The organism is Streptomyces sp. NPDC020490 (assembly GCF_044335305.1).
In the GTDB taxonomy this organism is placed as follows: domain Bacteria; phylum Actinomycetota; class Actinomycetes; order Streptomycetales; family Streptomycetaceae; genus Streptomyces.
On sequence record NZ_JBIRUY010000040.1, the window covers coordinates 79283 to 91711 of the forward strand.

12 protein-coding genes and 1 pseudogene are annotated in these 12429 nt (G+C 72.9%); 8 read left to right on the plus strand and 5 right to left on the minus strand.

What is annotated here, in order from left to right:
- The first annotated feature begins 202 nt into the window (after positions 1-202).
- On the plus strand, positions 203-814 hold the full coding sequence (locus ACH4ZX_RS33015; protein ID WP_398280908.1) for an ATP-binding protein: 612 nt from the start codon (positions 203-205) through the stop codon (positions 812-814).
- A 120-nt stretch (positions 815-934) separates the two neighbouring features.
- Here the strand turns inward: ACH4ZX_RS33015 and ACH4ZX_RS33020 are convergent, their stop codons facing one another.
- Positions 935-1153 carry a DUF397 domain-containing protein gene (locus tag ACH4ZX_RS33020; RefSeq protein ID WP_324784534.1) on the minus strand — a complete coding sequence of 73 codons (219 nt, stop codon included), beginning with the start codon at positions 1151-1153 and terminating at the stop codon, positions 935-937.
- A gap of 451 nt (positions 1154-1604) precedes the next feature.
- On the opposite strand from ACH4ZX_RS33020, the gene ACH4ZX_RS33025 reads away from it, so the two are divergent.
- Both ACH4ZX_RS33025 and ACH4ZX_RS33030 read left to right on the plus strand, forming a co-directional pair.
- Complete coding sequence (locus ACH4ZX_RS33025; protein WP_398280911.1) at positions 1605-2150, plus strand: hypothetical protein; 546 nt, start codon at positions 1605-1607, stop codon at positions 2148-2150.
- 151 nt (positions 2151-2301) lie between these two features.
- A complete protein-coding gene (locus tag ACH4ZX_RS33030) occupies positions 2302-2826 on the plus strand; it encodes a DUF4232 domain-containing protein (protein WP_398280913.1) in 525 nt (174 codons plus the stop codon).
- 45 nt (positions 2827-2871) lie between these two features.
- Here the strand turns inward: ACH4ZX_RS33030 and ACH4ZX_RS33035 are convergent, their stop codons facing one another.
- Complete coding sequence (locus ACH4ZX_RS33035) at positions 2872-4074, minus strand: DUF2786 domain-containing protein (protein WP_398280916.1); 1203 nt, start codon at positions 4072-4074, stop codon at positions 2872-2874.
- Between the two features lie 123 nt (positions 4075-4197).
- Here ACH4ZX_RS33035 and ACH4ZX_RS33040 point away from each other — a divergent pair, with 123 nt between their 5' ends.
- A complete protein-coding gene (locus ACH4ZX_RS33040) occupies positions 4198-4932 on the plus strand; it encodes a Clp protease N-terminal domain-containing protein (protein ID WP_398280919.1) in 735 nt (244 codons plus the stop codon).
- Between the two features lie 242 nt (positions 4933-5174).
- Positions 5175-6860 (plus strand): bifunctional 3'-5' exonuclease/DNA polymerase, encoded by a 1686-nt coding sequence (locus ACH4ZX_RS33045; protein WP_398280922.1) that lies wholly within the window; start codon positions 5175-5177, stop codon positions 6858-6860.
- Between the two features lie 39 nt (positions 6861-6899).
- Here the strand turns inward: ACH4ZX_RS33045 and ACH4ZX_RS33050 are convergent, their stop codons facing one another.
- Together ACH4ZX_RS33050 and ACH4ZX_RS33055 are read right to left on the minus strand one after the other, a co-directional pair.
- Positions 6900-7802, minus strand: a complete 903-nt coding sequence (locus ACH4ZX_RS33050) for a glycosyltransferase family 2 protein (protein WP_398280925.1) — start codon at positions 7800-7802, stop codon at positions 6900-6902.
- Between the two features lie 65 nt (positions 7803-7867).
- Positions 7868-8491 (minus strand): copper resistance protein CopC, encoded by a 624-nt coding sequence (locus ACH4ZX_RS33055; RefSeq protein WP_398280928.1) that lies wholly within the window; start codon positions 8489-8491, stop codon positions 7868-7870.
- Positions 8492-8698: 207 nt separating this feature from the next.
- Here ACH4ZX_RS33055 and ACH4ZX_RS33060 point away from each other — a divergent pair, with 207 nt between their 5' ends.
- Complete coding sequence (locus ACH4ZX_RS33060) at positions 8699-9286, plus strand: copper chaperone PCu(A)C (RefSeq protein WP_398280931.1); 588 nt, start codon at positions 8699-8701, stop codon at positions 9284-9286.
- A gap of 8 nt (positions 9287-9294) precedes the next feature.
- Entirely contained in the window at positions 9295-10563 is a 1269-nt protein-coding gene (locus ACH4ZX_RS33065) for a Dyp-type peroxidase (protein ID WP_398280933.1), read from the plus strand.
- Between the two features lie 258 nt (positions 10564-10821).
- On the opposite strand, the gene ACH4ZX_RS33070 is transcribed toward ACH4ZX_RS33065, so the two are convergent.
- Positions 10822-11415 carry a hypothetical protein gene (locus ACH4ZX_RS33070; protein ID WP_398280936.1) on the minus strand — a complete coding sequence of 198 codons (594 nt, stop codon included), beginning with the start codon at positions 11413-11415 and terminating at the stop codon, positions 10822-10824.
- Between the two features lie 165 nt (positions 11416-11580).
- Here ACH4ZX_RS33070 and ACH4ZX_RS33075 point away from each other — a divergent pair.
- A pseudogene (locus ACH4ZX_RS33075) lies at positions 11581-11840 on the plus strand (hypothetical protein); the annotation flags it as partial.
- Between the last annotated feature and the right edge of the window lie 589 nt (positions 11841-12429).

Here is a 12429-nt window from a genome sequence, read left to right on the forward strand (position 1 = left end):
GAGATTCTGCGCAGGAAGGAGGAAGGTTGTGGCAAGGGAAGGGAGGGAAGGTGATGGAAAAAATGGCCAGTAAGCGGTACGTGGATATCCAATTCGGTCACGTGCACGTGCATCTGCCCTTGCATCTACCCTGCGCATCCGAAACCATGGACTCGCGCCACCGCTGCATCGCAACGACCGCGAATTCCCGGGAGTGCCTCGCATGGGGACGAATGGATCGACCATGCTCGAGCCGTTACGGCAGGGCCTTCCGCCGCTGGATGCCACGGCCGCGTCCGACGCCGCCTCCTGCGCCCTTCCCGCCCGCTACGAAGCGGTGCGCGAGGCACGGCGGTTCACCCGCGCGACACTCGACCAATGGGGCGCCGTCGACCGTTACGACGACGTCTGCCTGGTGGTCTCGGAACTGGTGACCAACGCCCTGCGGCACGCGCTGCCGGAGGGGGCGGGGGCGGGGGCGAGTACGGATGCGGGTGCGGGTGCGACAGGCGTGGGTGCGGCGAGCACGGCGGGGCAGCAGGCGCCGGTGCGGCTGCACCTGATGCGGTGGTCCGGGCGGCTGGTGTGCGCGGTGCGCGACCTCAGCGACGGCGCCCCGGTGGCCGGCGACGCGGACGACTTCTCCGCGGAGTCGGGCCGCGGGCTGCTCCTCGTCGACTCCTTCGCCGACAGCTGGGGCTGGCACCCGCTGGCGGGCGCGTTCGGCGGCAAGGTCGTCTGGGCGCTGTTCATGCTGTCGCCGGCGCCACACGCGGCACCCGCAGCACCCGCCATACCGGCTGCGCGGCGCATGACGGACCGCGGCGTCTTCTGACGCCGCGGTTCTACGCGCGTGGCGGAGGGTGACGTCCCGATCACCAAGGGTCGCGCCGGGCGGTACCGGGTCACCGCGGACGCTGCGGTCACCGCGGGCGCCCGGGCAATCCCGTGACGGTCAGCCCACGATCAGGTGATCGAATTCGCCGTCCTTGACCCCGAGCAACATCGCCTCGATCTCCGCGCGCGTGTAGACGAGCGCGGGCCCTTCGGGGAAGCGCGAGTTGCGCACTGCCACGTCGCCGCCGGGCAGCCGCGCGAACTCCACACAGGAGCCCTGCGAGTTGCTGTGCCGGCTCTTCTGCCAGGCCACCCCGTCCAGCTGTGTGGCCGCCATGCCGTTGTACACGTCCTGGTCCACAGGTTGCTCCTGGTGGTGCCGTGGCCTTTGGGGCCGAAGATGCAGTGGTCAACTGATCCGGATCATAGCTGCGTTCACGTGCAGCTGCGCGAGCAGATGCACGTGCACGCGAGCTGCTGCTGCGGTTACGGACGCGCCCCGCGCGGTGGTCCCTCTGATCCAGCGCACCGTCCGGGGTTCCCATCACCTGCGGTCTCGGTCCCCGCCCGTGACCTGTCCCGTCGTGCGTGCGGGTCGTCGGGGCCGCGCTTCGCGCGCACCCGCGTTCCTCGTGTACTAGGAAGAGACGCTCGCCGGGGCCTTCCTGTTGCAGCGTCCGCGTGACGGGTTCGCGCGACCGCTCGAAGAGCGCGGAGACACGGGGGCGGCGTGCACTGGTAGCTTGCTGCGGGCGTTCGGGCCAACCCGCTACAGCTTGGAGCTTGCAGTGACTTCGGCGATCTTCTCGCGCTTCCCGCGTTCGTCGCGCACGGTGTCACGCCGGCCGGTGTCGCCGGTGCGGATCGCGGCAGCGGCCGCGGGGCTGGTGGGCGTGCTGACGCTGACCGCGTGCGGCGGCGACGGCGACTCCTCGGACGACTCCTCGTCCGGTTCGGGCGCGTCCGCCACGGCCACCGCGGACACCGGAGGCGGCAGCGGCGGGACGACGGCCACCTCCGACGAACTGCAGGGCAGTTGGCTGGCCACGACCGGCGGCAAGGCGGTGGCGCTGGTGGTCAACGGCCGGCAGGCCGGGCTGTTCTCGACCGGCGGGACGGTGTGCAGCGGCACCGCGGGCAAGGAGTCTGGCGCGCGGACGATCCGGCTCACTTGCACGGACGGCAGCAAGGACCGGGCGACGGGGACGGTCGACTCCGTCAACAAGACGTCGCTGAAGATCACCTGGTCGGGTGGTCTCGGCCAGGAGACGTACACCAAGTCGGAGGGCGGCACGCTGCCTTCGGGTCTGCCGACGGCGACTCTCGGGTCGTAGGACACCCACCCGGGCAACCGGTGCGTGGTCGTGGGCTCGTGGGCTCGTGGGCTCGTGGGCTCGTGGGCTCGTGGGCGATGATCCTTGGACGCGATCACCGGCGTCACGCCGCCCCGAAGCACGTCACGCCCCTGAGCACCGAAGGACCCACATGCGCGCCACCCCGATCACCGTCGCCGCTCTCGCCGCGGCCCTGCTGCTGACCGCCTGCGACGACGGCGGGAGCGACGGCGGCGACAAGGGCACACCGAAGGCCGGCGGCGCCTGCACGCTCGACGGCCTCGGCGTGCAGGTTGCCGCCAGCCCCGCCCCGGCCGCCGGGGACACCGGCAACGTCACCGTCACCCTCACCAACCGCGGCACCGAGTGCACCCTGACCGGCTTCCCCGGCGTCGGCCTGCACGCCGGGAGCAGCACCGCCGCGGTACCGGCCGACCAGGCCGCCAAGGGGCAGAAGCTGACCCTCGCCAAGGGTGCGACCGCCTCGTTCACCCTCACCTACGTGCGCGGCGAGGCGGGCGGCGCCAAGAGCCTGCCGGTGAAGACCGCGACCTTCACCCTGCCCGGCTCCTCCGCCGACCACAGTTTCACCTGGTCGTACGGCGATGTCGCCGTCAAGGGCGACGCGGGCGGGCCGGACGCCTCGGTGACCGGTTACCAGCAGGCCGGCGACTGAGAACAGGCCGGCGACCGACAGCACGCCGGCGACCGACGTCCCGCCTCACGGCAGCCGCGGCCGGTCCGCCACCCGCGCCCGGTCCGCGGCCTCGGTGCCCTCCGTCCAGCCGGCCGCGTCGCCGGCTCCGCGCAGCCGGGTCGTGGTCGTCTCCGGGAACATCCGGTCCAGCCGGTCGCCGACCGCGACCTCGCGCGAGGCCAGGACGGGGAGCAGGTCGTCGGTCACCTGGGTCCCGGCGGCCGCCGCGAGGCGGGTGCCCATGCGGTGGGCGTAGGCCGCGAGGAAGGACTGGCGGAAGGTCTTGGTGCGTTTGCGGCCGCCCCTGCGCTGGGCCGCCTCCGCCGTCGTCATCGCCGACTGGGCCTGCACCAGCAGCGAGGTGAACAGCAGCTCGACCGCCTCCAGGTCGGCCTCGAAGCCGACCACGGTGGAGAAGCCGAACGCCTCGTTCCACACGGCACGGCAGTGGTTGGCCGTGGCGACCGCGTCCAGCAGCACCGCCTTGGCCTGCTCGTACGGCGGCTCGACGCCGACGCGGCAGGCGCCGGGGGCGTCCCCGGCGGGCGCCGCCGCCGACAGCAGCGCCTCGTCGAGGCTGTAGCGGGCCGTGAGTTCCTGCGCCTTGGCGGTGAGCGCTTCGGCCTCCTCGGGAAAGGCCGTCGCCTCCGCCTTGGCGAGCAGCGCGCGGACGCGCGCGAGCATGCGGGACTCCGGCCGGGGCTGCCCGGGGGCGGGCTGCCGCTCGTCGAGCGGTTCGAGCGCGGGCAGGCGCAGCAGCAGGCGGTACAGCTGCAGGAGCGCGGTGGCGTGCGAGAAGCGGTCGGTGCGGGGCGGAGGGCGGAGGACCCCGCCCGGCCCGGCGGCGTCGGCGGAGCCGACCGCTTCGGCTTCGCCTGCTTCGACTGTTTCGCCCGCTTCGGCTGCTTCGGCGGCCAGGTCCGCCAACTGCGCGGCCCAACGCGGACCGCGCGGGCGGTCGTCCGGCGCCTGCGCACGGATCAGCGACGACACCAGGCGTATGTGGACGTCGTCCAGCTCGCGACGCACGATCCGTACGACGTCGGCGGGCTGCCACCCGCGCTGCCAGGCCGCCGCGACGAACTCCCTCCCCCGGCGTTCGAGTTCGGCGTCCGCCGCGGGGTCGGCGGCGAGCACCGACGCGCCCGTGTCGAGGGCGGTGTCGCTGTCGTCGTAGAGGGCGGCCCGGAAGGCGCGGTCGACAGTACCGGTGGTCGTGCTGCTCACCCCTCGATCCTGACACGCCCCACCGACAGGCCCACTCCCCCCACGGTTCCGGCGCACGCGCACACCGCACAGAATCGTCAACCCGAGGTTGACACTCTTAGGCCGTCAACCTACGGTTGACAGATGACGACGAACCCGAGCATCACGTCATCCGTACGCCTCGACGAACTCATCACCGCCATCAAGAAGGTCCACAGCGAGCCCCTCGAACAGCTCCAGGACGCGATGATCGCCGCCGACCACCTCGGCGAGGTGGCCGACCACCTGATCGGGCACTTCGTGGACCAGGCCCGCCGGTCCGGCGCCTCCTGGACGGACATCGGCAGGAGCATGGGCGTCACCCGGCAGGCAGCCCAGAAGCGCTTCGTGCCGAAGGAGTCGGCGGACGCCGACCAGAACCAGGACTTCAGCCGCTACACCCCGCGCGCCCGCAACGCGGTGATGGCCGCCCACAACGAGGCGGTCGCGGCCCGCACCCCCGAGGGCCGTCCCGAGCACCTGCTCCTCGGCCTGCTGGCCGAGCCGGAGGGACTCGCGGCCAAGGCGATCACGGCACAGGGCGTGCCGCTCGACGCCGTACGGCAGGCGGCGACCGCCGCCCTCCCGCCCGCCGCCGAAGAGGTCCCGGATCTCATCCCCTACGGCTCCGCCGCCAAGAAGGTGCTGGAACTCACCTTCCGCGAGGCCCTTCGCCTCGGCCACAACTACGTCGGCACCGAGCACATCCTGCTGGCGTTGCTGGAGTTCGAGAACGGCACGGGGGTGCTGGCGGACCTCGGCATCGGGAAGCCGGCGGTGGAGGCCGAGGTCGCGAAGGCGCTCGCGCGGTACGCGCAGGCCCCGAAGGAGACGAGCTGAGCCGAACGGGACCGAGCGGGACCGAGCGGGACCGCCCGGAACAACGGGCCGGCATCGCGGCGAGAGCCCGCGTTGCCGGCCCGACCTTGTGCCGGCCCGACCTTGTGCCGGCCAGCCCTTGTGCCGGCCAGCCCTTGTGCCGACCCGCCCTTGTGCCGACCCCGCCTCATGCCGGCCCCGCCCTGCACTCGCCCCGGCTCGTCGGACCCGCGTTGTCAGACCCGCCTGCGACACTCGCAGGCATGACCGACCGGTGGGCGCTCGCTCCGGCCGAGGACGGCGGCGCGGAGGTCGCCCCCCTCGGTCCCGACGGGCTGCCCGCCGGACCGGTGCGCAGGGAGGCGGACCTCGCGCGGGCCGTGCGGGAGCGGCCGGAGGTCACGCGGTGGGTGTGGCGGTCCACCGCCGAGGTCTACCCGCGCCTGCTCGCCGCCGGCGTGCGCGTGGAGCGGTGTTACGACGTCGAGGACGCCGAGACCCTCCTCCTCGGCCACGAGGGGAGATACGGCGAACCCCGCTCGGCGGCCGCCGCCCTGGCCCGGCTGCGCGGCGGCCCCGTACCCCCCGATCCGCCGCAGCGCTCCGCCGAGCCGGGCGCCCAGTCCCCCCTCTTCGAGCCGCAGTCCGTCCGCCTCCCGCTGGCCGACCTCGTCGAGGTGTACGCCGGGCAGCAGCGCCGGCACGAGGCGGCGGCGCACCCCGAGCGGATGCGGCTGCTGACCGCGGCCGAGTCGGCGGGCATGCTGGTCGCCGCCGAGATGAACCGCGCCGGACTGCCGTGGAGCGCCGAGGTGCACCGCCGGGTGCTGCACGAACTGCTCGGCGAGCGGTACGCGGGCGGCGGCGAGCCCCGGCGGCTGGCCGAGCTGGCCGACGAGGTGTCCGCCGCGTTCGGCCGCCGCGTCCGCCCCGACCTGCCCGCGGAGGTCGTCAAGGCCTTCGCCCGGGCCGGCGTCAAGGTCAGATCCACCCGCCGCCACGAGCTCGAGTCCGTCGACCATCCGGCCGTGAAACCGCTGCTGGAATACAAGAAGCTGTACCGGATCTGGGTCGCCCACGGCTGGTCCTGGCTGCAGGACTGGGTGCGCGACGGGCGGTTCCGTCCCGAGTTCCTCGCGGGCGGCACGGTCACCGGACGCTGGGTCACCCACGGCGGAGGCGGGCTGCAGATCCCCAGGGTCATCCGGCGTGCCGTGGTCGCCGACCCCGGCTGGCGGCTGGTCGTCGCCGACGCCGACCAGATGGAGCCGCGGGTGCTCGCCGCCATCTCACGCGACCCGGCGCTGATGGAGGTCGCCGGACGCGACGCGGACCTGTACCAGTCCGTCTCCGACCGGGCGTTCTCCGGCGACCGCGCGCAGGCCAAGCTCGCGGTCCTCGGCGCGGTCTACGGCCAGACCTCCGGCGACGGCCTGAAGAACCTCGCCGCGCTCAGACGCCGCTTCCCCCGGGCGGTGGCGTACGTCGACGACGCGGCCCGCGCGGGCGAGGAGGGCCGACTCGTGCGGACCTGGCTGGGGCGGACCTGCCCGCCCGCGGCCGGGGCGGGCGGGGACGCGGCGGAGGAGGCGGGCATCCCCGTCGGTGAGGACGACCCCGACGGACGGCAGTGGGCTCCGGGGCACTCCTCCGGCGACGCCCGCGCCCGGGGCCGCTTCGCCCGCAACTTCGTCGTCCAGGGCAGCGCCGCCGACTGGGCGCTGCTGCTGCTCGCCGCGCTGCGGCAGGCCTGCGCGGGCATGGCGGCCGAGCTGGTCTTCTTCCAGCACGACGAGGTGATCGTGCACTGCCCCGAGGAGGAGGCCGAGGCGGTCGTGACGGCGATCCGGGAGGCGGCGGACCTGGCCGGACGGCTCACGTTCGGCGAGACGCCGGTGCGGTTCCCCTTCACGACGGCGGTGGTGGAGTGCTACGCCGACGCCAAGTGACCGGCGGCGGGGCCGAACCGCCGGGTCTTCCTCCCCCGGTCAGATCACGGGCGGCCTGCCCAGCCGGGTGAGCCGCCACACCGTCCGCCACCGCATGGGCCGCCGCTCACCGGCCGGCTCCCGCAGCCCTTCCACGAATCCGCCGAACCAGGCACGCAGCCCGGCCCACGACCGGGTCCGTGCCAGGGTGAGCAGCATCCAGATCCCCAGGTGGACGGGGACGAGGACGAACGGCAGCCGGCGCCGCACGAGCCACACCCGGTTCCGCGCGTTGACGCGGTAATAGATGGCGTGCCGGGCCGGTGAGGTCTTCGGGTGCCGCAGCAGCAGTTCGGGCGCGTACAGGATCCGCCACCCCGCGCCGACGGCCCGCCAGGCGAGGTCGGTCTCCTCGTGCGCGAAGAAGAACTCGGCGGGCCAGTCCCCCACCTCGTCCAGCATCGTCGTACGCAGCGCGTGCCCGCCGCCGAGGAAGTGGGTGACGTACCCGCCGCGCATCGGGTCGGCGGAACCCACCCGCGGCACGTGCCGCTGCTGCGTCTCCCCGTTCTCGTCCGCGATGCGGAAGCCGACGATCCCGAGCCGCGGGTCCACGTCGAACAACTCCCGTACGCGCCGCAGCACACCGGCGTCCACCAGCAGACCGTCGTCGTCCAACTCGACGACGACGTCGATGTCGCCGAACTCGCGCAGCGCGCGCAGGGCCGCGTTCCGCCCGCCGGGGCAGCCGAGGTTCTCGTCCAGTTCGAGGAGGATGACCTCGCCGGGCAGCGCCGGCCGCGCGCCGTAGTCGGGCAGCGGGCAGCCGTTGCCGACGACCACGATCCGCGCGGGCGCCAGGTCCTGCTTGGCCACGGACTCCAGCAGCGCCTCGACCTCGGCGGGCCGGTTGCCCATGGTCACGACGGCGACCGCGATCCCCGACGCCCCCGTGTCCGCCATGTCCCACTCCGTCCCGGCCGCCGACGACACCGGGCGCGATGCTAACCGTTCACGGTAAGGACTTCTCAAGGACGCCGGTCGGTCGGCCGTGTCGTGGGCCGCGGCGCGGAGCGCCGGGCGCCGACGGCCATGAACGCCGCCGCCGAAGCGACCAGCACACCGCCCGCCACCCACCACGGCCAGTCGGCGGCGGCTCCGGAGCCCGCGGAGGCCACCGGTCGCGCCGACGACGAGGCCGAGGACGCCGCCGTGGGCGTGGATGTGGAAGCGGCCGGCGTGGGTGTGGAAGCGGCCGGCGTGGGCCCGGGCCGGGCGGCCGCGGCAGCCGACGCGTCCGTGCTGGTGAAGGCGAAACGGCCCTGGAGCGGGGCTCCGTCCGCCGCGACGGTCCGCCAGGTCACCTGGATCCGGCCCGTCGGCAGGGGCCCCACCTTCTGCCGTACGTCGCCGTCCACCACGCTCGGCGCGCCGTCGCCGTACGACGCCCCGTCCGGACCGGTGACCACGACCGCGGTGTACGGCTGCTTCACCGGCCCGTCGAAACTCAGCGTGATCACCGTGGGCGCCTTCGCCGTCACGGACCCGGCCGCCGGACTGGAGTCGAGCAGCCGCGCGTGCGCCCACGCCGGCGCGGCCGGCCACAGGACCGACACCACGGCCAGCAGCAGGACCGGGACGACGAGCGGCACAGCTCTGGTTTCTACGAGGAGGCTTCGGCGCTTCACATCCCAGTACGTCGGATCCGGCCCCCGACGAGTTCCCGGCCGGCGCCGCTTTCCGCGCCGCGGCGTGTGCGGGACACGTCACACACGGCCCGGGAACTCGCCGCCGACGCGGCCCGACTCCCTGTGTGACTGCGGGAGTGACGCCGCAACCGAGCCGGAGGCACAGACACCATGCACACCATCACCCCCAAGACGACGCCGGTGGCCCGCGCCGCCCGCCTGCGTGCCCTCGCGTCCGCCACGGCGGCCACGGCCGTATGCCTCACCGCCCTCGCCGGCTGCGGCACGAGCGGGTCGTCGTCCTCGGACCCGAGCGCCTCCGCCAAGGCCTCCGCCAAGGCCGCGGCGACCCCGGCGGCCGCGGTGACGGTGAAGGACCCGTGGGTGAAGGCCACCGACTCCGCCATGACGGGCGTCTTCGGCACCCTGGTCAACACCACCGGCAGCAAGGTCACGGTCGTGTCCGCGACCTCGACCGCGGCGAAGAAGACGGAGCTGCACGAAGTCGCCGACGTGGACGGCAAGATGGTGATGCGCCCGAAGGAGGGCGGCTTCACCGTCCCGGCCCGCGGCAAGCACCAACTGCAGCCCGGCGCCGACCACCTGATGCTGATGGGCCTGGCCAAGGAGGTGAAACCGGGCGACGAGGTCACCGTGACCCTCACGCTCGAGGACGGCCGGAGCCTGCGCTTCACCGCGGTCGCCAAGGCGTTCGCGGGCGGCAAGGAGAACTACAGCCCCGGCATGAAGAAGGGCTGACCCCCGCCATGGACGACACCACCGTCTCCCCGGCCGACGGTGCCGGGGCCGGCGCGGTCAGCCGCCGCCGGCTGCTGGCGGGCGGCGCGCTCACCGTCGGCGGGGCCCTGGCGGGGGCCGGAATCAGCGCCGCGGCCACCGGCGGCGACCGCTCGGCCGGCCCCGCCCCCGCCGCGGCGCGGCAGCAGGCCCCGGCCTACGGCACGCAGCGCGTCCCGTTACACGGCCGCCACCAGGCGGGGATCGCCACCCCGGCCCAGGCGCACGCCGTGTTCCTCGGTTTCGACCTGGCCAAGGGCGTGGACCGCGCGGCACTGGGCCGGATGATGCGGCTGCTCACCGACGACGCCGCACGGCTGACCCGGGGTGAGCCCGCACTCGCCGACACCGAAGGTGAACTGGCTTCGCTGCCGGCCCGGTTGACGGTCACGTTCGGCTTCGGGCCGGGCCTGTTCACGGCAGCCGGACTGGAGCACCAGCGGCCCGCGTCGCTCGCGCCGCTGCCCCGCTTCTCCATCGACCGGCTCCAGGACCGCTTCTGCGGCGGCGACCTGCTGGTCCAGATCTGCGCCGACGACCCGCTCACCGTCGCGCACGCCCAGCGGATGCTCATCAAGGATGCCCGCAGCTTCGCCCGGCTGCGCTGGGCACAGCGCGGGTTCCGCCGCGGGCGCGGCGTCGAGGACGACGGCGTGACCCAGCGCAACCTCATGGGCCAGCTGGACGGCACCGCCAACCCGGCCCCCGGCGGCGACGTCTTCGCCGGGGCCGTGTGGACCGACTCGGGCCCCGCGTGGCTCAAGGACGGCGGCACGACCCTCGTCCTGCGCCGTGTCCGCATCGAGCTGGAGACCTGGGACGCCGCCGACACGAAGGCCAAGGAGTTCACCGTCGGCCGGCGCCTGGCCACCGGCGCCCCGCTCACCGGCAAGGCCGAGAAGGACCTGCCGGACTTCGACGCGAAGAACGAGCTCGGCTTCCCCGTCATCTCCGACTTCGCCCACATACGGCGCGCCCGCGTCACCGAGGACCGGGCGCGCATCTTCCGCCGCCCCTACAACTACGACGACGCCCCGGCCGCGGACGGACGCCCCGACACCGGCCTGCTGTTCGCCTCGTTCCAGCGGGACATCGGCGAACAGTTCCTGCCCATCCAGCGCAGACTCGCCGCCGCGGACCTCCTCAACCAGTGGACCACCCCGATCGGCTCGGCCGTCTTCGCCATCCCCCCCGGCTGCCCGACGGACGGCTGGATCGGCCAGTCCCTGCTGGAGTAGCGCGCCGCCCCGGCCACCGGCCCCCGGGACGGCACCCCTCGCCGCCCCGGCCCACGCCGAGGTGAGCCGCAGTACCCGGCTCACCTCGGCGGAGGATTCGAGGCTGCGGGAGGCCTCATCACCCAGATCGCGGACTCCCTGGTGCGGATCCTCGATGCGCGGGGGCCAGGACCCGGATGCCACCGGTGTCCGGCCCCGTCCCTGATCATGAGCTCGGCCGCGGAGACCGGCAGGCTGATCAGGCAAGGGTCGTGACTGTCACTTCTCAATGTCCGCGCGCATGGAAGCAAAGAGCCGACCGGCCTCGTCAAGTTTCATGTCGGGTATGACGGCGACGCCGGTTGTATGGGAATCTGCCCAACCGCAGATGCTGTTCTCGCGCTTCGGGTCCACCATCATGCACTCCACCGATCCGCCCAGTGTGCCTGCGTCGACCGCATGCGCCTCGGGCCGTTTGCCGGCAGACTCTTGGGACAGAAGCGGGATCAGTTGCCCGTACAGGTACTCCCGCCGCTCAGCGGTGCTTTCCGGGATGTCGGCCTCGCCCACGAAGAGGATCGGATCGGCTGCCTGCTCCCCGGTGTACGCGGTTACCACCACGGTGGAGTCCTTTGTGACCTTGCCGGGATCCACGGAGACCTTCTTCAGCATCTCGTGGTCGCGGTCCCGCTTCAGACCACCGGCATTCTCGGCACCCACGATCGTCCGGTGCTTCTTCGATGTCTCCCCTCGCGACGCATCCCCGTCATCGGAGGAGAGCGTGAACCCACACGACGACAGGGCGGACAAACCCAGCGCCACCGCAAGAATCCTGATGAAGCGGCCACGGGTGGATGTCACTTTATTGATCATCTTCTGACAGTAGGCACGTCACTCAACACTCTTCGGGAGTAATGGATGCTCAATTTGCGTCACGGCGCGGCGGTCGGCGCCAGGCGATTGTGTTCCGACTCCATCGGGCGGCCGCCGGAAGACGCCCCTGATGTGGAGCCCGGCCGGGCGAACGGTCACGGTGGCCTCGATGACCGGTCGAAGACCCGCAACGGCATCATCCCCGGCGCCGGCCGGCACCGCATCGACAAGCTGCGGCTGAGCACCTGGACCGGACGTACCGGGCACTGCTCGACGTCGGCCGTGCTCCGTCGCAGATCGTGCGGGTACACCGCCCCCTGCGCCGCCCCCTGCGCCGCGCCCTGCGCCGCGCCCTGCACCGCGCCCTGCACCGCGCCCTGAAAATCGCCCACCGCTGCGGCATAGTCGGTGAGAACGTCGCCACGCCCGGGAAGGACGCCGTGCGGCGCGTGGGCGGGTTCTCCGTGCCCCCGCCCGCGGCTCCGATTCAAGGCCCCACTGAGACCAGAACTGAGACCGCTGACACTCGCGCGGCCCGCGCGCCACGTCGCCGCCGCATCCGCTGAACGAAAAAGCCCAGTTCAGATAAGGTCTGAACTGGGCCTCGAATGGAGCCGCCTTCGGGATTCGAACCCGAGACCTACGCATTACGAGAACGCCAGGGCGCTACCCCAAGGTTCACTTTCTGTCCCTGCATTTGCCGTCTGTGCAGGTCAGCGGACATGAGGCTACTCAGGCTGCGGTGATCGTTCACGGAGTTTCACCGTCCTTCCGGACCCATCTTGGCCCCATGAGGGCCCCACCGGCGGGCTGTCCCGGCCCAGCCGGGCGGACCTCCAGTTCTGAGCCGGGCGGCAAAGGGGCGTCCAGCGCACCGAGCTTGCGACGTAAGAGGCCCCCACCTCGGCGTGGGCGGCGTCCTTGAGGCTTTTCCAACCTCAGCTTGACGTGGCCAGGTGAAGGGCGAGTACGGCCTTGACCAGGTCGGTGATGCGGGTGGTGCTGCAGCGGAGC